The 20,604-nt window shown below is 71.2% G+C and carries 18 protein-coding genes and 2 pseudogenes; 14 read left to right on the plus strand and 6 right to left on the minus strand.

The features are described 5' to 3' along the window. Nucleotide 1: 1 nt before the first annotated feature. Complete coding sequence (locus tag ACI2L1_RS19750; RefSeq protein ID WP_404740617.1) at nucleotides 2-1,204, minus strand: amino acid deaminase/aldolase; 1,203 nt, start codon at nucleotides 1,202-1,204, stop codon at nucleotides 2-4. Between the two features lie 1,085 nt (nucleotides 1,205-2,289). Further along, nucleotides 2,290-2,628, minus strand: coding sequence for a hypothetical protein (locus ACI2L1_RS19755; protein WP_404740618.1), 339 nt, complete (start codon nucleotides 2,626-2,628; stop codon nucleotides 2,290-2,292). Nucleotides 2,629-3,082: 454 nt separating this feature from the next. On the opposite strand from ACI2L1_RS19755, the gene ACI2L1_RS19760 reads away from it, so the two are divergent. Together ACI2L1_RS19760 and mycP are read left to right on the plus strand one after the other, a co-directional pair. Further along, nucleotides 3,083-3,811, plus strand: coding sequence for a hypothetical protein (locus ACI2L1_RS19760; RefSeq protein WP_404740619.1), 729 nt, complete (start codon nucleotides 3,083-3,085; stop codon nucleotides 3,809-3,811). Next, on the plus strand, nucleotides 3,808-4,992 hold the full coding sequence (gene mycP / locus ACI2L1_RS19765; protein ID WP_404740620.1) for a type VII secretion-associated serine protease mycosin: 1,185 nt from the start codon (nucleotides 3,808-3,810) through the stop codon (nucleotides 4,990-4,992). The genes ACI2L1_RS19760 and mycP overlap by 4 nt, the downstream gene beginning before the upstream one ends. Nucleotides 4,993-5,008: 16 nt before the next feature. Here mycP and ACI2L1_RS19770 read toward each other — a convergent pair whose 3' ends face one another. Continuing rightward, complete coding sequence (locus ACI2L1_RS19770; protein WP_404740621.1) at nucleotides 5,009-6,013, minus strand: serine hydrolase; 1,005 nt, start codon at nucleotides 6,011-6,013, stop codon at nucleotides 5,009-5,011. 149 nt (nucleotides 6,014-6,162) lie between these two features. Here ACI2L1_RS19770 and ACI2L1_RS19775 point away from each other — a divergent pair, with 149 nt between their 5' ends. Further along, complete coding sequence (locus ACI2L1_RS19775; protein ID WP_404740622.1) at nucleotides 6,163-6,900, plus strand: SseB family protein; 738 nt, start codon at nucleotides 6,163-6,165, stop codon at nucleotides 6,898-6,900. On the opposite strand, the gene ACI2L1_RS19780 is transcribed toward ACI2L1_RS19775, so the two are convergent. Beyond that, the gene (locus ACI2L1_RS19780) at nucleotides 6,897-7,262 is read right to left on the minus strand and encodes a DUF1844 domain-containing protein (RefSeq protein WP_359035386.1); all 366 of its coding nucleotides are present in this window, start codon (nucleotides 7,260-7,262) and stop codon (nucleotides 6,897-6,899) included. The genes ACI2L1_RS19775 and ACI2L1_RS19780 overlap by 4 nt on opposite strands. 343 nt (nucleotides 7,263-7,605) lie before the next feature. Here ACI2L1_RS19780 and infC point away from each other — a divergent pair. The 10 genes and pseudogenes from infC to ACI2L1_RS19830 all read left to right on the plus strand — a co-directional run bounded on the left by infC (nucleotide 7,606) and on the right by ACI2L1_RS19830 (nucleotide 17,827). Further along, nucleotides 7,606-8,305, plus strand: a pseudogene (infC, locus tag ACI2L1_RS19785) (translation initiation factor IF-3). A gap of 110 nt (nucleotides 8,306-8,415) precedes the next feature. Further along, the gene (gene rpmI / locus ACI2L1_RS19790; protein WP_003977225.1) at nucleotides 8,416-8,610 is read left to right on the plus strand and encodes a 50S ribosomal protein L35; all 195 of its coding nucleotides are present in this window, start codon (nucleotides 8,416-8,418) and stop codon (nucleotides 8,608-8,610) included. Between the two features lie 96 nt (nucleotides 8,611-8,706). Then, the gene (gene rplT, locus ACI2L1_RS19795; protein ID WP_404740623.1) at nucleotides 8,707-9,090 is read left to right on the plus strand and encodes a 50S ribosomal protein L20; all 384 of its coding nucleotides are present in this window, start codon (nucleotides 8,707-8,709) and stop codon (nucleotides 9,088-9,090) included. 96 nt (nucleotides 9,091-9,186) lie between these two features. Further along, nucleotides 9,187-10,032 carry a TrmH family RNA methyltransferase gene (locus ACI2L1_RS19800; RefSeq protein WP_404740624.1) on the plus strand — a complete coding sequence of 282 codons (846 nt, stop codon included), beginning with the start codon at nucleotides 9,187-9,189 and terminating at the stop codon, nucleotides 10,030-10,032. Between the two features lie 48 nt (nucleotides 10,033-10,080). Beyond that, the gene (locus tag ACI2L1_RS19805; RefSeq protein WP_404740625.1) at nucleotides 10,081-11,199 is read left to right on the plus strand and encodes an ATP-binding protein; all 1,119 of its coding nucleotides are present in this window, start codon (nucleotides 10,081-10,083) and stop codon (nucleotides 11,197-11,199) included. A 193-nt stretch (nucleotides 11,200-11,392) separates the two neighbouring features. Continuing rightward, on the plus strand, nucleotides 11,393-12,514 hold the full coding sequence (pheS, locus tag ACI2L1_RS19810) for a phenylalanine--tRNA ligase subunit alpha (protein WP_404740626.1): 1,122 nt from the start codon (nucleotides 11,393-11,395) through the stop codon (nucleotides 12,512-12,514). Beyond that, nucleotides 12,514-15,012: a phenylalanine--tRNA ligase subunit beta gene (pheT, locus tag ACI2L1_RS19815; protein ID WP_404740627.1), complete on the plus strand. Its 2,499-nt coding sequence runs from the start codon at nucleotides 12,514-12,516 to the stop codon at nucleotides 15,010-15,012. Before pheS ends, pheT begins: the two co-directional genes overlap by 1 nt. Nucleotides 15,013-15,081: 69 nt before the next feature. Then, a pseudogene (locus tag ACI2L1_RS19820) lies at nucleotides 15,082-15,498 on the plus strand (serine/threonine-protein phosphatase); the annotation flags it as partial. A 367-nt stretch (nucleotides 15,499-15,865) separates the two neighbouring features. After that, nucleotides 15,866-17,206: a transcriptional regulator gene (locus ACI2L1_RS19825; RefSeq protein WP_404740628.1), complete on the plus strand. Its 1,341-nt coding sequence runs from the start codon at nucleotides 15,866-15,868 to the stop codon at nucleotides 17,204-17,206. 75 nt (nucleotides 17,207-17,281) lie between these two features. After that, nucleotides 17,282-17,827, plus strand: a complete 546-nt coding sequence (locus ACI2L1_RS19830) for an NUDIX hydrolase (RefSeq protein WP_404740629.1) — start codon at nucleotides 17,282-17,284, stop codon at nucleotides 17,825-17,827. A gap of 25 nt (nucleotides 17,828-17,852) precedes the next feature. Here ACI2L1_RS19830 and ACI2L1_RS19835 read toward each other — a convergent pair whose 3' ends face one another. Both ACI2L1_RS19835 and ACI2L1_RS19840 read right to left on the minus strand, forming a co-directional pair. Then, nucleotides 17,853-18,110 (minus strand): hypothetical protein, encoded by a 258-nt coding sequence (locus ACI2L1_RS19835; protein ID WP_164428395.1) that lies wholly within the window; start codon nucleotides 18,108-18,110, stop codon nucleotides 17,853-17,855. Nucleotides 18,111-18,319: 209 nt separating this feature from the next. Next, nucleotides 18,320-19,219, minus strand: coding sequence for a 3-hydroxybutyryl-CoA dehydrogenase (locus ACI2L1_RS19840; protein ID WP_324607569.1), 900 nt, complete (start codon nucleotides 19,217-19,219; stop codon nucleotides 18,320-18,322). Nucleotides 19,220-19,377: 158 nt separating this feature from the next. Between ACI2L1_RS19840 and ACI2L1_RS19845 the strand changes: the two genes are divergently transcribed. Continuing rightward, complete coding sequence (locus ACI2L1_RS19845; RefSeq protein WP_404740630.1) at nucleotides 19,378-20,604, plus strand: glycoside hydrolase family 10 protein; 1,227 nt, start codon at nucleotides 19,378-19,380, stop codon at nucleotides 20,602-20,604.

Raw genomic sequence — 20,604 nt, forward strand, 5'->3', positions numbered from 1 at the left:
CCTACAGGAACGTGTGTCCTTCCCCGCGGTACGTCGGGACGGTCGCCGTCACCGCGTCCCCCTCGATCAGCCGCAGCACCTCGAACCGCTCGCACAGCTCACCGGCCTTCGCGTGCCGGAACCACACCTTGTCGCCGAGCAGCAGATCGTCCGCGGGCGCGCCGAGCAGCGGGGTCTGCACCTCACCGGGCCCCTCCTGCGGGTCGTACTTCAGGCCCTCCGGCAGATACGGCACCGGCAGCCGGTCGGGTCCGGCCGCACCGGAGGCCGGGTAACCGCCGCCGAGGACGGTCACGACACCCACCCCCGGCCTGCGCACGACGGGCTGGGCGAACAGGGCGGCCGGACGCCCGCTGAAGGACGTGTAGTTGTCGAACAGCCTCGGTACGTACAGCCCCGACCCGGCGCCGATCTCCGTGACAGCGTCCTCCGCGGTGGTGTGCTGCACACTGCCGGTGCCGCCGCCGTTCACGAACTCCAGGTCCGGTACGACGGCCCGCACCGCACGCACGACAGCGGCCCGCCGCTCGGTGAGCTCCTTGCGGGCGGTGGCCTGCATCAGCCGTACGGCCCGGGAACGCAACGGCCTTCCCGCCACCGAGTCCCCGACGCCGGCGATGTGCCCCTCGTAGGCCATGATCCCCACGACCTTGAACCCGGGGCGCCGGGCCACCGCACGCGCCATGTCGGCGACCTGGGCGGGGGAGTGCAGCGGCGAACGCCGGGCGCCGACACGGACCTTGCCGCCGAGGAGCTTCAGCGAGGTGTCCAACTCCAGGCAGACCCGGATGACTTCGGTGCCACCGGCGCGGGCCTCGTCGATGAAGGCGAGCTGGGCCGGGTCGTCGACCATCACCGTGACGGCGGCGGCGAGCTTGGGATCGGCCGCGAGTTCGGCGTAACCGGCGCGGTCGGCGGAGGGGTAGGCGAGCAGGATGTCGTCGAAGCCACCGCGGGCCAGCCACAGGGACTCGGCGAGTGTGAACGACATGATGCCCGCGAAGCCGTCCTTCGCCAGGACGCGTTCCAGCAGCGCACGGCACCGTACGGACTTGCTGGCGACCCGGATGGGCTTCCCCGCCGCCCGGCGGACGAGATCGTCCGCGTTGGCGTCGAAGGCCTCCAGGTCCACGATCGCGAGAGGAGCATCGAGATGGGCGGTGGCCCGGTCGTAACGGGCCCGGTCGGCGGCGCGCGCAGTCATGAACGAAGCCTGCCAGACAGGATTACCGCAGGGTAGGGGGACGTTCCGGGCAGATGCCCCGGCCTGGTGGACTGGTTCCCGGATGACCGGCAACAACCCGTAGAGTGACGCGCACGCACGCAGGGCTGTTCGCCCTCCCGTCGCCGCCGCGCCGGGATGCCTGCCCTTCCGTGCGGGTATGCGTGCCCGGACGGCCGTCTTCCACGCCGACGCCACCGCCGAGGGCCCGCGCACGACCGAACGGCCCGGACATGAGGAAACGGGGGGTGCATGAGCACGGAAGCACGCCGCGCCTCGATACCTCCACGCCCGACGACACCACCGCGACCGGCCCAGCCGCCGACGCCGGGGGAGGACGGGCCCGGTCCCGGGTCGTCCGAGGAATCGGGCCGACGGACAGGCAAGGGACCCCGCCGCAAAGAGCCCGGTGGTACCGGGAGCCGGGAGAGCGTCGATTCCGGCGGACGGGCCGGCGACGACTCCGACTGGCAGGCCTTCGGCGAACGCGGCCGACGGCCCGGCGCGGCGCCGAACCGGCCGATGCTCGGTGGTTACGACCGGCAGGGATCCGGTGAGGCGGCGGGACGAGTGTCCGGCGCTACGGGGTCCCGCGCGTTCGGCGACATGGACGCGGGCCCGGAGTCCGACGAGCCGGGCGGGGAGCGGTCCCAGGGACCGACCGCAGCAGGTAGACCGCCGATCCGAACGACGAACGGCGCGAGCTCCGGCACGACGCCGACCAGCGGCCGCGGGGCCGGGGGCGACGCTTCCCGTGGTCCGGCCTCGTCGACGGCTGCGAGCAGCACGAACCCCGGCGCGGGCTCGGGGTGTCCGGCTTCCTCCGGCACCGACGCCCGGTCCGGCCCCTCCAACCAGGCACCTCCGCCCCCCGGTGATGCTCCGCCCCCGCCTCCTGCCTCGGCCCGCTTCCCGGACACCCCACCGGCACCCGGCGCCCCCGCACCGCGGAAACCGCGCGGAAACAGCCCCGCACCGGGTGACGAGCCCCGCCGGACAAGCCCCGTGACTCCCGCCCCCGGCCCCATGCCGCCCGCGTCGACCACCGGACACCGCGCGCCCGGGACTCAGCCGCGTCCCGCGCGCACCGTGCCGCCCGCCCCGGGCCGTAGCGGCATGTCCGCACGGCCTTCGACGAGTTCGACCACGCCCGCCTCCGGCCCCGTGCCGCCCGCTGGCAGGCCTGGCGCCGGTGCTCCCGCCCAGGCTCCCGGCGGTGTGCCGCCCCGCCCGGATTCCCAGCCCTCCGTGCCCCCGCGTCGTACCGGCGCCGCCGCCGAGAGCGCGGCCGAGACGACCTTCCGGATGCGGCCGGTCCCGTCGGGCCCGGCGCCCGGTACGGGGCGTACGGGCTCGGCGTCCGCGCCCTCCGCGTCCCGAGGGACTTCCGGCGGCACCGCCGCCATACCGCCCATGCCCAATGCCCGCCCAGGCTCCGGGGCCGGCCGTCCCGGAGCCGATCAGGGTCGTACCGGCGCCATCCCCGGGGCCCCGCGGGCCGACGCCCGCCCGGACGTGCCCGCCCGCCCCGGGTTCCCGCCCCGCAGCAGCGGAGACGCGTCGGTCTCCGGTGCCCTGCGCACGCCTCCGCCACCGGCCGCGCCGCCGGCACCCGTCGGCGCGCCGATCACACCCTCGGCCCCTTCAGGCCGGTCCTCCACACCTACGGCCGCACCAGGCGCGGCCCCCCGCTCCGCCCCCCTCGCACCGGACCCCGCCCTCTCCTGGAGCGCCCCCATGCCCCCGCACGCCGGAACTCCCGGCAACGGGCGGCCTGTTGTGTCGTTCGGGCAGCCCGAGGTGGGATACGAGCCGAGGTCCCGGTCTTGGGGGGTGCGGGTTTCTCCCAGGATCGCCGCCGTGGCCGCGTGCGTCGTGCTCGGGCTCGGGCTCATCGGCGGTGCCGTGACCGGGAGTTGGCTGATCGGGGAGCCGGGGGACGACAGCGGTGGCGACACCTTCGCCGCGGCCGGTGAGCTGTGGCACAGCGTGCCCGTCAACCAGTTGTTCCCTGCGACCGTGGACGGCCAGGGCGCCGGGCCCGGCGGAGCCGACCGTACGTGGACGAGGATCGCCGTCGCCCCGGACAGCGGCTGCGAGAACGCCTTCGACCCGCTGCTGCGCAAGGCCCTCGCTCCCGTCGGCTGCGAACGCCTCCTGCGCGCCACCTACACGGACGCCACCGAGAGCTATGTCACCACCGTCGGCCTCCTGTTCACCGACGCCGACGTCACCGCCATGCGCGAGCTCGACAACCGCTTCACCAAAGAGGGCCTGGACACCCGCACCGACCTGCTGCCCCTCCCGTACGCCGCGAAGGACACCCTCGCCGCCGACTTCGGGGCGAAGCAGCGGGCGTCCTGGACGATCTCCGTCCTCACCGACGCCCCCGTCGTCGCCTACGCCGTCTCCGGCTGGGCGGACGGCCGTACGGTCGACACCCCGGAACCCGCCGAGAAGGCCATGGAGTCCGGCGACACCAGCCCCGCCGCCCAGTCCGGTCTCGGCAACGAGGCCCAGGGCCTGGCCGACCGCGTGGAGCGCACGTTGCGCAAGACCGTCACCTCGCCCCCGGAGCAGCCCTCATGAGCGCCACCACCCGCAGGGCAGGCCTCCTGAGCGTCCTCCTCGCCGCCTCCGTCGCCCTCGTCCCGCCCACCGCCGCGCACGCCGACGGCATCCGCGCCAAGCAGTGGGCCCTGGACGCCATGCACACCCAGCAGGCCTGGCAGACCACCAAGGGAGCGGGCGTCACCGTCGCCGTCCTGGACACCGGTGTCGAGAACGACCACCCCGACCTCGTCGGCAACGTCCTCACCGGCAAGGACATGATCGGCTTCGGGGCCGTGCGAGGACAGCGGTCCTGGGCGCGGCACGGCACCGCCATGGCCGGAATCATCGCCGGGCACGGACACGGCGTCGGCAACGGCGACGGTGTCATGGGCATCGCCCCCGAGGCGAAGATCCTTCCCGTCCGCGTGATCCTGGAGGACGGCGACCCGGCCCGCACCAAGGCCCGCAACACCCGCGGCAGCGCCCTCGCCGAGGGCATCCGCTGGGCCGCCGACCAAGGCGCCGACGTCATCAACCTCTCCCTCGGCGACGACTCCTCCTCCGCGCACCCCGAGGCCGGTGAGGACGACGCCGTCCAGTACGCCCTGAAGAAGGGCGTGGTCGTCGTGGCCTCGGCCGGCAACGGCGGCGACACGGGCGACCACATCTCCTACCCGGCCGCCTATCCGGGCGTCATCGTCGCGACCGCCGTCGACCGGTACGGCACCCGCGCCCACTTCTCCACCCGCCGCTGGTACGCCACGGTCGCCGCGCCCGGCGACGACGTCGTCATCGCCGACCCCGACCACAAGTACTACGAGGGCTGGGGGACCAGCGCCGCCTCCGCGTTCGTCTCCGGCGCGGTCGCCCTCGTCAAGGCCGCCCACCCGGACCTGACGCCCGCACAGATCAAGCGGCTCCTGGAGGACACGGCCCGCAACGCCCCCTCCGGCGGCCGCGACGACTCCCGCGGCTTCGGCTTCATCGACCCCGCGGCGGCGCTCAAGGCCGCCGACCGCCTCAAGCCCGAGGGCCTTCAGCCGGCCTCCTACGGCGACAAGTACTTCGGCTCCGGCCCCGACACCGCCGAGTCGGGGGACGACACGGCCAGTTGGGCGGCCCCGCTGGCGGGCGGCCTGGGCGTCGCCCTGCTGATCACCGCGGTGGTCCTGTGGCGTGGCCGCCGTGGCCCCCGCCGTTCCTACGAAGGTTTCTGAACCGGGAGTACGACGGTCACCGGGCGACCGCCGCGGACGTGGCGTCGGCCGACGCGGACGCGGTCGGCGAGGCGTCCTGACCCGTGAACACCGACACCGCCGCCTTCGCGGCCGCCTCCACCAGCGAAATCCCCTTCGCCTGCGTCGAGTTGCCCTTGGACAGCACGGCCACCAGATAGGCGTGGCCGTCCACCGTCACCCGGCCGATGCTGTTGATGTCCCACAGCCCGGTCGTGCTGCGCGGCAGCCAGCCGTTCTTCAGGGCCCACTGCGAGCCGTCGGCCGCCGCCGAGACCCCCCAGTGCTGGTCGGCCTCTATCTGCCCCATCAGACCCTGGAGATACGACCGCGAGGCCTCGCCCAGCTCCGAGTCGTCCCCGAACACCTGCTGGAGCAGGGTGAGTTGGTCGGCAGCCGTGGTCTGGGTCAGCCCCCACAGCGCCCCGTCGCCGCCCTCGGTACCGGTCAGCCCGAACTCCTCGTTCGCGGCGTCGAGCCCCGAGGCCTTGCCGATGATGTTCCACAGCGCCGACGCCGAGGCGTTGTCGCTGTTCTCGATCATCGTGGTGGCGTACGCCTTCTCCTGCGCGCTCAGCTGTGTGCCCGCCTTCTCGTGCTGAAGCAGCAGCGTCGCCAGGATGTCGACCTTCACGATGCTCGCCGTGTCGAAGGCGCCGTCGCCGTACGCCGCGCTGTCGCCCGACTCCAGGTCGAGCACGGCCGCCGACATCTTCTGCTCGCCCGTCACACCCACCGACTTCATGGCGTCGGCCAGTTGCTCGTCGAGATCCACCACCGGCTTCGCCACGGCCGCCTCCTGAGTCGTGGTCGCCGTGGAGTGCGAGCCCGACGACGTCGCCGCCGACGATACGGTGCCGCTCCCGGAATGCGCCTGGGCCTTCACATACGCGGTCCCCCCGGCAGTGGCGCCGACGATGGCGACGGAGGCGAGCGCGGTGTACAGCAAAGGCCGGCGGGGAGATCTGCGGGTACGGCGGCCGACGGCTCTGGAAGACTCCATGCCGCGATCGTCGGTCCGCCGACTGTGCGGGCCGTTAGACGGACGTTAGATGTGTGTCAGCGAACTCTGAGAAACCCGTGAAAGCCGTCACGGGCGGGTTTCCGGGCCCGCACAACCGCAGCAGCAAGCCCCCTATAGGGTCGGTGACCGTGGCGAACAAGAACATTCCCGACCCCGGCTTCTCCGACGACGACGGCTCGGCCGATCCCCGGCTGGGCGCGGCACTCGCGGCCTGGGCCGAGGACCGTGCCGCCGTGGGCCCCGTCCTGGAGGCACTGAAGGGGGCCCGGCTGCTGGTCCCCGTGGTGGCCGTGCTCGGCGAGGTCGAGGAGGACGAGAACGGGCTGCGCCGCGAGAAGAGCAGCGACATGGCCGTCCCCACCCTCAAGGCCGGGTCCCGGATCGCCCTGCCGGCCTTCACCTCCACGGAATCGCTGGCCCGCTGGGATCCTCAGGCCCGGCCCGTCGCCGTACCCCTGCACCAGGCGCTGCAGGCCGCCGCGCACGAAAAGGCGGACACGGTCGTACTGGACCTGGCCGGTCCGGTGCCCTTCGAGCTGACGGGACCGGCGCTGCTGGCCCTCGCCGAAGGCCGGACCACCACGGACCCGCTCGCCGATCCGGCGGTCGTGGACGCGGTGCGTGCCGTGGTCGCCGATGTGCGCGCGGTGCTGCGCGCCTACCTCGGCCCGGGCCGGGCCGACGGCACCCTCGCCCTGGTCTTCGAGCCGGCCGTGCCGCACGACGCCGGCGTCCAGGCGGTCGCACGGCGCCTCGCCGCCGACGAGACGCTGAGGGCCCGCCTGGTGCACGGCCTCGACCTGGCAGTCCTGCCGGCCGGGGCCACGGCGCCGGGCGAGCCCTTGTACGTACGCGGGTTGAACTAGCCGTAGATCGGACCGGTGTACTTCTCGCCGGGGCCCTGGCCCGGCTCGTCCGGGACCAGGGACGCCTCGCGGAAGGCCAGCTGGAGCGACTTCAGGCCGTCCCGGAGCGGGGCCGCGTGGAAGGAGCTGATCTCGGTGGCGCTGCCGTCCAGGAGGCCGGCCAGGGCGTGGATCAGTTTGCGGGCCTCGTCCAGGTCCTTGTACTTGTCGCCCTCCTCGGTCAGACCGAGCTTCACCGCGGCGGCGCTCATCAGGTTGACGGCGACCGTCACGATCACCTCGACGGCGGGGACCTCGGCGATGTCGCGGGTCATCTCGTCGAAGTCGGGGGAGTCAGGAGACGCGGGAGGGGTGTCACTCATGTCCCACACGATAGGGCCCGGTGCGCGCGGGTTCGCACCACCCCCTGGATGCTGCTAACCTTGTGTGACGACCGGCCGGACGCATGTGTGTAAGTGTGACTGGCCCACAAGTGGAGGCTCCGATCTCCCACCCGACCGCCCTCCGGGACGGCGGGTCACCCCGGTCAGGCGGCCACCATCGTTCCGTACGGACGATGGAGTCGCCCGAAAGCGCGCCCCGTGTCATCACGGCGGTGCTCCGGCAGTGTTTGGAGCCCCGTCTGTGATCGTCCGGGGCATTTTTGTTGCTCCGGCGCGGTTAGGTCTGACGAAAATGACATACGCGGCTGTCCGCCAGACCGCCGTGTGGTGCTAACCGAGGAGGATCCATCAGCGCCGAGCCCCGCATCAACGACCGGATTCGCGTTCCCGAGGTGCGACTTGTCGGTCCCAGTGGCGAGCAGGTGGGCATCGTCCCGCTGGCCAAGGCACTGGAGCTTGCGCAGGAGTACGACCTGGACCTGGTCGAGGTCGCGGCGAACGCCCGTCCGCCCGTGTGCAAGCTCATGGACTACGGGAAGTTCAAGTACGAGTCGGCCATGAAGGCCCGTGAGGCGCGCAAGAACCAGGCGCACACGGTCATCAAGGAGATGAAGCTCCGGCCGAAGATCGACCCGCACGACTATGACACCAAGAAGGGTCACGTCGTCCGGTTCCTCAAGCAGGGCGACAAGGTCAAGATCACGATCATGTTCCGTGGTCGCGAGCAGTCCCGGCCCGAGCTGGGCTACCGACTGCTGCAGCGTCTCGCCTCGGACGTCGAGGACCTCGGGTTCATCGAGTCGAACCCGAAGCAGGACGGCCGAAACATGATCATGGTTCTCGGCCCGCACAAGAAGAAGACCGAGGCGATGGCCGAGGCCCGCCAGGCGCAGGAAGCCCGCAAGGCGGACGCGAAGGCCAACCCCGGCAAGTCGCAGAACGCCGCGGAGTCCGAGGACGGCGAGGACGTCGAAGGCGTCCTGGAGACCGAGGCGCCTGCCGAGGCTTCCGCCGAGGCGTGACCCCCGGGGACGCGAGTCCCCAGGACGTAACCGATACAACAGCGACGTTCCACCGTGCCCGGTTTCACGACCGGGCACCGGAACGCCACCGACGAGGAGAGAACGGCGCTATGCCGAAGAACAAGTCGCACAGCGGTGCCAGCAAGCGCTTCAAGATCACCGGCTCCGGCAAGGTGCTCCGCGAGCGCGCCGGCAAGCGCCACCTGCTCGAGCACAAGTCGTCCCGCGTGACGCGCCGCCTGACCGGCAACGCCGAGATGGCCCCGGGCGACGCCGCGAAGATCAAGAAGCTTCTCGGCAAGTGAGGCCGGGCGCCCAGCGCCTGAGCACCTCAAGACCGGGACCCAATCGTTTCCGGGCCGTGTGAGTCCAACCACGGCCCCGCTACAAGGAGTTAACAAGTGGCACGCGTCAAGCGGGCAGTCAACGCCCACAAGAAGCGCCGGGCGATCCTCGAGGCGGCCTCCGGCTACCGCGGTCAGCGTTCGCGCCTGTACCGCAAGGCCAAGGAGCAGGTCACCCACTCGCTGGTCTACAACTACAACGACCGCAAGAAGCGCAAGGGTGACTTCCGTCAGCTGTGGATCCAGCGCATCAACGCCGCTGCCCGCGCCAACGGCATCACGTACAACCGCTTCATCCAGGGTCTGAAGGCCGCGAACATCGAGGTCGACCGCAAGATCCTGGCCGAGCTGGCCGTCAACGACGCGCCCGCCTTCGCGGCGCTCGTCGAGGTCGCCCAGAAGGCGCTGCCGGCGGACGTGAACGCCCCGAAGGCTGCGTGACGCTGCGCTGGCTCTACGCCGACGTGACTGTGTGGACCCGCAGGCTGTGAAGCCTGCGGGTCCACTGTTTCCCCCAGACCTCCGAAGGTGAAGAGCATGTCCCCCGTCACCCCCGAGCTGATCTCCCCCCGTTCCCCCCGCGTCTCCGCCGCCCGACGGCTCGCCAAGCGGAACTTCCGGGGGAAGGAGCGGCTGTTCCTGGCCGAGGGGCCGCAGGCCGTGCGGGAGGCCGCTGGGCATGGTCTGGTGGAGTTGTTCGCCACCGTCGAGGCCGCGGAGCGGTACGCCGACATCGTGGGGGAGGCCCGGGACGCCGGAGCGCGGACGCATCTCGCCTCCGAGGACGTCATCGCCGACATCTCGACGACCGTCACGCCTCAGGGGCTCGTCGGGATCTGCCGGTTCCTCGACACACCCTTCGAGGAGATCCTCGCCGCCCGGCCCAAGCTCGTCGCCGTCCTCGCCAACGTACGTGACCCCGGGAACGCCGGCACCGTCCTGCGGTGCGCCGACGCCGCCGGTGCCGAGGCCGTCGTACTGACCGACGCGTCCGTCGATCTCTACAACCCCAAGGCCGTACGGGCCTCCGTGGGCTCCCTGTTCCACCTGCCCGTGGCCGTCGGGGTGCCCGTGGAGGAGGCCGTCGAAGGGCTCAAGCGGGCCGGAGTGCGCGTTCTCGCTGCCGACGGGGCCGGTACCGACGACCTCGACGACGAGCTCGACCAGGGCACCATGGGCGGGCCGACCGCCTGGGTGTTCGGCAACGAGGCCTGGGGGCTCCCGGAGGAGACCCGCGCACTCGCGGACGCCGTGGTGCGCGTTCCGATCCACGGGAAGGCCGAGAGCCTGAACCTCGCCACCGCGGCCGCCGTATGTCTCTATGCGTCAGCCCGTGCACAGCGCGCCTCCGGAGGGTGCCGCTCCGTCACCGGGAACCAGTAAGGTGACCAGCTCGGGGGCCCTGCGCCGTCTGAGAGGTGGGGTACGGGGATGAGTGTCGGCACGAGGAGCGCGCAGGGCGTGCCCGGGGCCTGGGCCGGTGGTCCGGCCGAGCTCGGCATCGACCCCGACCAACTGCCCGACGGCCTCGTCGTCGCGGACGAACAGGGCAGGGTGATCTGTTTCAACGCGGCCGCGGCCCGCATCACCGCCCTCCCCGCCCAGGACGCCCTCGGACAGCGGCTGGAAAAAGCCCTTCCATTAGAGGACCTGGAGGGGCGGCGCTGGTGGCAGCTGACCGATCCGTACGGAGGGCTCGCCATCCGCAGGCGGCAGCCCGAGCGGAACCTGTTGCTGCCGGGTGGGCGTGAGGTTCTCGTCTCGACGCAGTACGTGCGCACCGAGCCCACCGGACCCGTCCACCGCGTCGTCGTCGCCCTCCGGGACACCGAGGCCCGCCGCCGTACGGAGCGCAGCCACGCCGAGCTGATCGCCACCGTGGCCCATGAGCTCAGGTCCCCGCTCACCTCCGTCAAGGGCTTCACCGCGACCCTCCTCGCCAAGTGGGAGAGGTTCACCGACGACCAGAAACGGCTGATGCTGGAGACCGTCGACGCGGACGCCGACCGGGTCACCCGGCTCATCGCCGAGCTGCTGGACATCTCGCGCATCGACTCCGGACGCCTTGAGGTCAGGCGCCAGCCCGTCGACATCGGCGCCGCCGTCGGACGCCACATCCAGGCCTACGTCGCCGCGGGCCTCGCCGCCGACCGGTTCCTGCTGCGCCTCGAACAGCCGCTGCCCGCCTTGTGGGCCGATCCCGACAAGATCGACCAGGTGCTCAGCAACCTGCTGGAAAATGCGGTGCGGCACGGCGAGGGAACCGTCACGATTGACATCACGCCCACCGCGTCCCCCCGGGAAGGGGAGGACGTCGGCACGTCGGTCACGGTGAGCGACGAGGGTGCCGGCATCCCGGAGGAGTCCATGAACCGCGTCTTCACCCGCTTCTGGCGGGGCAGCAAGCGCGGCGGCACCGGACTTGGGCTGTACATCGTCAAGGGCATCGTCGAAGCCCATGGCGGCACCATCACGGTCGGCCGCGGCTCCCAGGGCGGCGCCGAGTTCCGATTTACGTTGCCCGTGAGCGTTCCGGCCTATCTCACCTGAGATCCGCCCGAGCCGCCCGCGGGCGCATTCGTATACCTGAGGGCCGCTCTCGGACCGGGCGCCCAGTCCGAGAGCGGCCCTCCACCCCGTTAGACTCGGCCTTTGGCACCTTTGTGTCCCAGGGACGGCCCTCTGACCTCGCGTGAGTCGGCGACGGGGACCTTCAGCCAGCCAATCGGAAGCACGGGAAGAGATGTCGGCACCGAACAAGTCGTACGACCCAGTAGAGGTCGAGGCCCTGAAACCGGAAGAGATCGAGCGCATGCGGGACGAGGCGCTCGCCGCCTTCGCCGCCGCGGACTCCCTCGACGCGCTCCAGGAGGCCAAGGTCGCCCACACCGGCGGCGCCTCCCCGCTGGCCCTCGCCAACCGCGAGATCGGCGCCCTGCCCCCGCACGCCAAGGCCGCCGCCGGCAAGCTCGTCGGTCAGGCGCGGGGCGCGGTGAACAAGGGCCTCGCCGCCCGGCAGACCGAGCTGGAGGCCGAGCGCGACGCACGTGTGCTGGTCGAGGAGGCGGTGGACGTCACGCTGCCCTACGACCGGGTACCGGCCGGCGCCCGCCACCCGCTCACCACCCTGTCCGAGCGCATCGAGGACGTCTTCGTGGCCATGGGCTACGAGGTCGCCGAGGGCCCGCAGGTCGAGGCCGAGTGGTTCAACTTCGACGCTCTCAACATCGGCCCCGACCACCCGGCCCGCGGCGAGCAGGACACCTTCTTCGTCGAGGGGCCGCAGGGCGGCACCGAGTCCGGTGTCGTGCTGCGCACCCACACCTCGCCCGTGCAGATCCGCTCGCTGCTGAGCCGTGACCTGCCGGTCTATGTGATCTGCCCCGGCGTCGTCTACCGCACCGACGAACTGGACGCCACGCACACCCCGGTCTTCCGCCAGGTCGAGCTGCTGGCCGTCGACGAGGGCCTCACCATGGCCGACCTCAAGGGCACCATGGACCACATGGTCCAGGCCCTGTTCGGCGAGGGCATGAAGACCCGGCTGCGGCCGAACTTCTTCCCCTTCACCGAGCCGTCCGCCGAGATGGACATGGTGTGCTACGTCTGCCGCGGCGAGTCCGTCGGCAACCCCGACCGCCCCTGCCGTACCTGCTCCTCCGAGGGCTGGATCGAGCTCGGCGGCTGCGGGATGGTCAACCCCAAGGTGCTCACCGCCTGTGGCGTCGACCCGGAGAAGTACAGCGGCTTCGCCTTCGGGTTCGGCATCGAGCGGATGCTGATGTTCCGCCACAACGTCGAGGACATGCGAGACATGGTCGAGGGTGACGTCCGGTTCACCCGGCCGTTCGGGATGGAGATCTGATGCGGGTCCCGCTTTCTTGGCTGCGGGAGTACGTCGACCTGCCGGCGACCGAAACCGGCCGTGACGTCCAGGCCAAGCTCATTTCGGCCGGTCTTGAGGTCGAGTCCGTCGAGCACCTCGGAGCCGACCTCAAGGGCCCCCTGGTCGTCGGCCAGGTGCTGACCATCGAGGAGTTGGAGGGCTTCAAGAAGCCGATCCGCTTCTGCACGGTCGACGTCGGCCAGGCCAACGGTACCGGGGAGCCGCAGGAGATCGTCTGCGGTGCGCGTAACTTCCAGGTCGGTGACAAGGTCGTCGTCGTACTGCCCGGGGCCACGCTGCCCGGCGGTTTCTCGATCTCCGCGCGCAAGACGTACGGCAAGACGTCCCACGGCATGATCTGCTCCGGCGAGGAGCTGGGCATGGGCGACGACGGCAGCCACGGCATCGTCGTGCTGCCGCCGGAGACCGAGGTCGGCAAGGACGCCATCGAGCTCCTGGAGCTGGTCGACGAGGTCCTGGACATCGCCGTCACCGCCAACCGCGGCGACTGTCTGTCCATCCGCGGCGTGGCCCGCGAGGCCGCCATCGCCTACGGCCTCCCGCTGCGCGACCCGGCCCTGCTCGACGTGCCCGGGCCGAACGCCTTCGGCTACCCGGTCCAGGTCTCCGAGCCGCTCGGCTGCGACCGCTTCACCGCGCGCACGGTGACCGGCCTCAGCCCCGAGGCCCGCTCGCCGCTCTGGCTCCAGCGCCGCCTCCAGAAGGTCGGCATGCGTCCGATCTCGCTCGCCGTCGACGTCACCAACTACGTGATGATGGAGCTGGGCCAGCCGCTGCACGCCTACGACCGCTCCCTGGTCCAGGGCACCATCGGGGTCCGCCGGGCCGCCGAGGGCGAGCAGATCGTCACCCTCGACGGAGTCACGCGCAAGCTGCACGCCGAGGACCTGGTCATCACCGACGAGCGCGGTCCGATCGGCCTCGCCGGCGTGATGGGCGGCGCCAACACGGAGATCGCCGACCATGAGTCCTCGGAAGGCACGACGGACGTGGTCATCGAGGCCGCCCACTTCGACGCGGTCGCCATCGCGCGTACGGCCCGCCGCCACAAGCTCTCCTCCGAGGCGTCCCGGCGCTTCGAGCGCGGTGTCGACCCGCAGGCCGCCGCCGCTGCCGCGCAGCGCACGGTCGACCTGCTGGTGCTGCTCGCGGGCGGTACCGCCGAGGCCGGTGTCACCGAGGTCGTCGCCCCGTCGGCCCCGCACACCATTCGCGTCCCCGCCGACCACCCCGACAAGGTCGCCGGTGTCGAGTACGGCCGCGAGAGCGTCGTACGGCGTCTCCAGGAAGTCGGCTGCGACGTGTACGGGCAGGACGAGCTGATCGTCACCGTGCCGTCCTGGCGTCCCGACCTCCAGGAGATCAACGACCTGGCCGAGGAGGTCATCCGCCTGGAGGGCTACGAGAACCTGCCCTCCACGCTGCCCAAGCCGCCCGCGGGGCGCGGCCTGACCCAGCGCCAGCGACTGCACCGGCGGGTGGGCCGAGTGCTCGCCGGTGCCGGGTACGTCGAGGCGCCGAACTACCCCTTCGTCGGTGAGCAGGTCTTCGACCAGCTGCTGTTGGACGCGGACGACCCGAAGCGCCGGGTCGTCAAGCTGACCAATCCGCTGAACGACGAGGAGCCCGCGCTGCGTACGTCACTGCTGCCGGGCCTGTTCGGCGCGCTGCGGCGCAACGACGGTCGGGGCTCGCACGATCTGGCGCTGTTCGAGACGGGGTTGGTCTTCCTGCCGCGAGCGGAGCAGCGGGTCGCTTCGGTGCTCCCGGTGGACCGGCGGCCCACGGACGAGGAGATCGCCGAGCTGGACGCCGCGCTGCCCGAGCAGCCGCGGCGCGTGGCCGTGGTGCTCGCCGGTGCGCGGGAGCAGGCGGGCTGGTGGGGCGGTGGCCGTCCGGCCGGGTGGGCCGACGCGGTCGAGGCGGCACGGGTCGTCGCTCGCGAGGCCGGGGTCGAACTGGTCGTCCGCGGTGGGCAGTACGGCCCCTGGCACCCGGGCCGGTGCGCCGAGCTCCTGGTCGGGGACACCGTCGTGGGACATGCCGGTGAGCTGCATCCGCGGGTCGTGAAGGCGTTCGGGCTGCCCGCGCGGACCTCCGCGATGGAGCTGGACCTGGACGTCCTGGAGACGGCCGGCGACGACACTCCGCAGGCGCCGAGCATCTCCACGTTCCCCGTCGCGACGCAGGATGTCGCGCTGGTCGTGGACAAGTTCGTGCCGCATGCCGAGGTCGAGGCCGCGCTGCGTGACGGGGCGGGTGAACTCCTTGAGGGGATCCGGCTGTTCGACGTCTACGAGAACGAGGAGCAGCTCGGCGACGGCAAGAAGTCGCTGGCGTATGCGCTGCGCTTCCGCGCCGGTGACCGGACGCTGACCGTGGATGAGGCTTCCGCGGCTCGGGATGCGGCGGTGGCCCTGGCGGGGGAGCGGTCCGGGGCTGTCCTGCGCGGTTGAGCGGGTAGGGAGTTCGGGTCACCTCACTCGACAGGGTGAGGTCTCCCGGCGATCTGGCCTTTTTGGCCCATACGGTCGACGGAATCGGACCGGCCTTTCGAGGCCGGTCCGATTGCGTGTGCCATCACGTACAAGCTGATCTGCCCGCTCGCGCAACAGAACGGCCTGGGTGCGCGTGTCGTCACCAGCGCCGTGTTCTTCGCGGTCGGCACCGGGCTGATCGTCCATGTCCGCCGCGCACTGCTGCGTGAGCACCGGCAGGCCCGCCAGGTCGCCGGTGCCGCGCAGAGCGTGCTGCTCCGGCCGTCGCCCCCGCGGATCGACGGGCTCAGTGTCGCCGCGGCCCAGCTGTCCACCGACCGGGGTGCCACCATCGGCGGCGACCTGTACGAGGCCGTCGCCATCGAACACGGTGGACGGGTCGTCATGGGCGACGCCCGCGGACACGGTCTCGCTGCCATAGGTACGGCCGCTGCCGTGCGAGGACGCCAGGGATGCTCATGGCCGGTTCTTTTCCTTGCCGGAGGTACTTCGTGCAGTCGGGCGAGACGCACCCAATGTTGCATTAGGTGGCGTTTTCACAACCCTCTCCACCTCGGGGGCGCGACCAGCCACGACGCACCCGCAGCCGACAACGCACCTCACCTGAACCCCGGTCAAGCCCACGGCCAGGCCACCGCACTGTACGAGGGGGAGCCGGCGGCCCGGCCGGCCTCTTGCGAGGCATTTCAGTCAACCGGCCGGAAACTCTCCGCGACAGTGCGCACACCCTGCGGATTCGAGCACTCCGTTCGCACCCCGTGTGAACACGAACCCACTACTCTGTCCGCACCGAGCCACCCGGGGGGCATATATGCAGCCCAACACTCTGCTCGACGCGATCCTCGACGAAGCGGGGATCTCGCACGCGGGGCTTGCCGCACATGTGAACCAGGCCGGGAGGGCACGCGGCCTCGCGCTCAGGTACGAACACACCGCCGTGGCGCGGTGGTTGAAGGGCCAGCGCCCGCGAGGACAGGTGCCCGACCTGATCTGCGAGGTGCTCGCGGGCCGGCTCCAACGCCCCGTCACCCTCGACGACATCGGCCTCGGCGTGCCCGGCGAACCGTCCGCCCCGCACGGCACCTCCCTGTCCGGTTTCGTCGAGCGGGCCACCGCACTGTGGCGGTCGGACGAACAGCAACGCCCCCACATCCTCGGTGCCCCCGCCGTCACCGGCACTCCCGCGGTCATGCCCGTGTGGGAGTGGGAGAACCCGCCCGAGGACGTCGACGTCTCCCGTGGCGGACGGCACCGGGTCACCCACGCCGACATCGAGATGCTGCGCGCGGCCCGCACCCACTACGAGCAGATGTACCGCAAGGCCGGCGGCATCGCGACCCGCACCCGGATCGTCGGCTTCCTCAACGCCGAGGCCGCCCCGCTGCTGCGCGGCAGCTACACCGACGAGACGGGCCGCCAACTGCACCGCGCCACCGGAGGGTTGGTGGCGGTCGCCGGCATCTGCGCCTACGACTCCGACGCCCACGGACTCGCCCAGCGCTACTTCCACCAGGCCCTGAGGCTGGCCAAGGCCAGCGGCGACCGGGGCCTCGGCGCGTACGTCATCGCGCTCCTCGTCAACCAGTCCCTGTTCATGCGCGAGTACCGCCAGGCCGTCGCCTTCGCCGAGGCCGCGCTGCGGGCCGCAGGCAAGCACATCACCCCGGCGCTCGCCTGCGACCTCTACGCGATGCAGGCCAAGGCGTACGCCCACCTCGGCGACGGCACGACCGCGCTGTCCTGCATCCGGCGGGCCGAGCAGGCCGCCGAACGCATCCGGCGCGGATACGAGCCCGACGAGACCGGCTATGTCCAGCCGGGCCTCGTCAACGTCCAGGTGGCGGAGGCGCTCCTCAGCCTCGGCGAACTCGCGGCCGCCGCCGCACACGCCGCGGCCGCCGTCGACAACCCGGCCCACGACCGCGGCCGGGTGCACCGGCTCGCCATGCTCAGCACGATCGAACTGCGCCAGGGCAACGCCGACAAGGCGGTGGTCACCGCCGTGCAGATGGCGGAGCAGGCGCGGGGAATGGAGTCCCAGCGCCTGCGTGACAGACTCAGAGCGGTGCGCGAACACCTGGTCCGGAGCGGCTGCGCGGGCACGGCCGCGGCAGCCGAACTGATCGACGGCGCACTGCGCGTGCCTCTGTAGGTCGGCACGCGGACGCCGACACCCCACAGTCCCTGCTGCGATATTGCCACTTACTCGACGGAAGGTGGCAGAACCGTGCAGTGGACGAAACAGAACGAACAAACTGTGTATGAAAACCGCTGGTTCAGCGTCAATCTCGCTGATGTCGAACTACCGGACGGGCGGCACCTCGACCACTTCCTGATACGGATGAGGCCCGTCGCCGTGGCCACGGTGGTGAACGAGGCCAACGAGGTTCTCCTGCTGTGGCGCCACCGTTTCATCACCGACAGCTGGGGCTGGGAACTCGCCGCGGGCGTGGTCGAGGACGGCGAGGACATCGCCGTCGCGGCCGCCAGGGAGCTCGAGGAAGAGACCGGCTGGCGGCCGGGGCCGCTCCAGCACCTCATGAGTGTGGAGCCCTCCAACGGGCTCACCGACGCCCGGCACCACATCTACTGGGCCGAGGAGGGCGAGTACGTCGGACACCCGGTGGACGACTTCGAGTCCGACCGCAGGGAATGGGTCCCCCTGAAGCTCGTTCCCGACATGGTCGCCCGTGGGGAGGTCCCGGCCGCCAACATGGCGGCCGCGTTACTCCTGTTGCACCATCTGAGGCTCGGTCAGGACACCTTGCCCTGATCCCCCACCCGCATGTCCCGAAGCCTCAGTGACCGAGGGCCTGCCAGATCGCCACGATGAGCGCGCCCACGGCGGTGATCGCCGCGACCGCGGGAAGCGGCCAGCGGGCGTGCTCCAGGGCGATGATCCGTGCGCTCAGATCGTCGATCTCCTTGTCCGTTTCCTCCGTACGATGACTGAGCAGAGCGAGGCCTCCCTCGACACGTGCGTACGCGACATCGAGGCGGCGCCGTAACTCTGCGAGTTCTCCATGTACCACGGGATGCTCCGGGTCGGCGGTCACGAGTCCGCTCCTTTCCGTAGTCGTCACATCCCTTGCATGCGCATGAAGAGTCAACTCGCCTGGTGGGCGCGTGGGGAGAGTGTGCGACGGGCATATGCGGGCCCGGCGCGCACACGGTGTGTGAATGACACGGGCCCGGCGCTCCGAGGAGTGCCGGGCCGTGGTCATAGCACTGTGTAATCAGCACACTGGAATGAACACCGTGCAGGTCAGCCGTAGGTGTAGAAGCCCGAGCCGGACTTGCGGCCCAGCCGGCCCGCGTCGACCATGCGCTGGAGCAGCGGGGGAGCGGCGTACAGCGGTTCCTTGTACTCCTCGTACATCGAAAACGCGACCGAGGCGACGGTGTCGAGGCCGATCAGGTCGGACAGCTTCAGTGGGCCCATCGGGTGGGCGCAGCCGAGCTCCATACCGTTGTCGATGTCCTCGCGGCTCGCGATGCCCGACTCGAACATCCGGATCGCGGACAGGAGATACGGGATCAGCAGCGCGTTGACCACGAACCCTGAGCGGTCCTGGGCGCGGATGGCGTGCTTGCCGAGCAGCTTCTCGGCGAACTGCTGGGCGCGGGCCAGCGTGCCCTCGGAGGTGGTGAGCGCCGGGATCAGCTCGACGAGCTTCTGCACCGGGGCCGGGTTGAAGAAGTGGATGCCGACGACCTGGTCGGGCCGCGAGGTGGCGACCGCCAGCCTCACCAGCGGGATGGAGGAGGTGTTGGAGGCCAGGATCGCGTCCGGGCGGGTCACCACCTGGTCGAGCACCTGGAAGATCTCGGTCTTCACCTGCTCGTTCTCGACGACGGCCTCGATGACGAGGTCGCGGTCCGCGAACTCGCCGAGGTCGGTGGTGAAGCTGAGCCGCGCCTGCGTCGCCGCCAGCTCGTCCGCGCTGATCTTGCCGCGTTCGGCGGCCTTGGTCAGCGAGTTGAACAGCCGGGTGCGGCCGATCTCCAGGGCTTCGCCGGTGGTCTCGGCGACCTTCACGTCCAGACCGGCGCGGGCGCACACCTCGGCGATGCCCGCCCCCATCTGGCCGCAGCCCACCACTCCGACGCGTGCGATGTCTCCCGCCGGGAAGTCCGTCACTTCGTCCCTTTCGCTGGTCTTCACCTCATGGCAGGTTTGCCGTGGTCCGGTTCCTGCTCCGTTCGTGCACGTTACTCCCAAGTATCGATGATCGATCGCCGGGGTCCGGCATCCGTCGGGCATTCTGCGGCGGGGAGACGATCCGTGACCGCACGGATCCATGGAGTTGGGGGAGTGTGCACATGGGACGTCTGTCGCGCCGGGCCTTCGCGCTGGCCGCGCTGTCGACCCTGACGACGGCCTCGGGAGCGGAGGCCGCGCCACGCCATCAGAGGCGGGCGGCGACCGAGATGCGGGGCGTGTGGCTCGCCACCGTGTCCAACCGGGACTGGCCGTCGAAGCCGGGGCTGAGCGCCGTACAGCAGCGCGCGGAGCTGATCGCCCACCTCGACCGGGCGGCGGCGGACCGGCTGAACGCGGTGATGTTCCAGGTACGGCCCACCGCCGACGCCCTGTGGCCCTCGCCGTACGAGCCCTGGTCGCAGTACCTCACCGGAACCCAGGGCGGGAACCCGGGCTGGGACCCGCTCGGCACGGCCGTGACCGAGGCCCACCGACGGGGCCTGCAACTGCACGCCTGGTTCAACCCGTACCGCATCGCCATCCACGACGACCCGACCAAGCTGGTCGCCACCCACCCCGCCCGCGAACACCCGGACTGGGTGGTGCCGTACGGCGGGAAGCTCTACTACAACCCCGGGCTGCCCGAAGTCCGCGCCTTCGTCGAGAGCGCGATCCTCGACGCGGTGCGCAAGTACCCCGTGGACGCGGTCCACTTCGACGACTACTTCTACCCGTACCCGGTGGAGGGCCAGACCTTCGACGACGACGCGGCCTACGACCGGTACGGCGGGGACTTCGCCAACCGGGCCGACTGGCGGCGGTACAACATCGACAAACTGGTCCTGGAGACGGCGGCAGCCATCAAGCGGATCCGGCCGACCACACAGTTCGGCATCAGCCCCTTCGGGGTGTGGCGCAACGCCTCCACCGACCCACTCGGCTCTGACACGGGCGCGCGCGTGCAGTCGTACGACGACAACTTCGCGGACACCCGCAAGTGGGTGCGTGAGGGCTGGATCGACTACCTCGTGCCGCAGCTCTACTGGAACATCGGCTTCGCCGCCGCCGACTACGCCGCGCTGGTGCCCTGGTGGGCGGAGCAGGCGCAGGGGAGCAGGACGAAGCTGTACCTGGGCGAGGCCCTCTACAAGGCCGGGGACCCGGCGCAGCCCGCCGCCTGGCAGGACCCCGCGGAACTGTCCCGGCACCTCACGCTCGCGCGCCGGTACCAGCAGGCGCGCGGGCATGTCTTCTTCGCCGCGCGGGAGGTCGCGGCGGACAGCGTCGGGGCGATGGCACGGGTGGTCGCCGACCACTACCGGGAGCCGGCGACTCCCCCGCGCTGA

It is taken from the genome of Streptomyces sp. NPDC019531, assembly GCF_044903305.1.
Taxonomy (GTDB): domain Bacteria; phylum Actinomycetota; class Actinomycetes; order Streptomycetales; family Streptomycetaceae; genus Streptomyces.

Coding starts and splice junctions, on each gene's coding strand:
- mycP (WP_404740620.1), top strand. CDS start 3,808: ATGAGCGCCACCACCCGCAGGGCAGGCCTCCTGAGCGTCCTCCTCGCC.
- ACI2L1_RS19770 (WP_404740621.1), bottom strand. CDS start 6,013: ATGGAGTCTTCCAGAGCCGTCGGCCGCCGTACCCGCAGATCTCCCCGC.
- ACI2L1_RS19825 (WP_404740628.1), top strand. CDS start 15,866: ATGCAGCCCAACACTCTGCTCGACGCGATCCTCGACGAAGCGGGGATC.
- ACI2L1_RS19780 (WP_359035386.1), bottom strand. CDS start 7,262: ATGAGTGACACCCCTCCCGCGTCTCCTGACTCCCCCGACTTCGACGAG.
- ACI2L1_RS19800 (WP_404740624.1), top strand. CDS start 9,187: ATGTCCCCCGTCACCCCCGAGCTGATCTCCCCCCGTTCCCCCCGCGTC.
- ACI2L1_RS19845 (WP_404740630.1), top strand. CDS start 19,378: ATGGGACGTCTGTCGCGCCGGGCCTTCGCGCTGGCCGCGCTGTCGACC.
- pheS (WP_404740626.1), top strand. CDS start 11,393: ATGTCGGCACCGAACAAGTCGTACGACCCAGTAGAGGTCGAGGCCCTG.
- ACI2L1_RS19805 (WP_404740625.1), top strand. CDS start 10,081: ATGAGTGTCGGCACGAGGAGCGCGCAGGGCGTGCCCGGGGCCTGGGCC.
- rpmI (WP_003977225.1), top strand. CDS start 8,416: ATGCCGAAGAACAAGTCGCACAGCGGTGCCAGCAAGCGCTTCAAGATC.
- ACI2L1_RS19755 (WP_404740618.1), bottom strand. CDS start 2,628: ATGGCGGCGGTGCCGCCGGAAGTCCCTCGGGACGCGGAGGGCGCGGAC.
- ACI2L1_RS19750 (WP_404740617.1), bottom strand. CDS start 1,204: ATGACTGCGCGCGCCGCCGACCGGGCCCGTTACGACCGGGCCACCGCC.
- pheT (WP_404740627.1), top strand. CDS start 12,514: ATGCGGGTCCCGCTTTCTTGGCTGCGGGAGTACGTCGACCTGCCGGCG.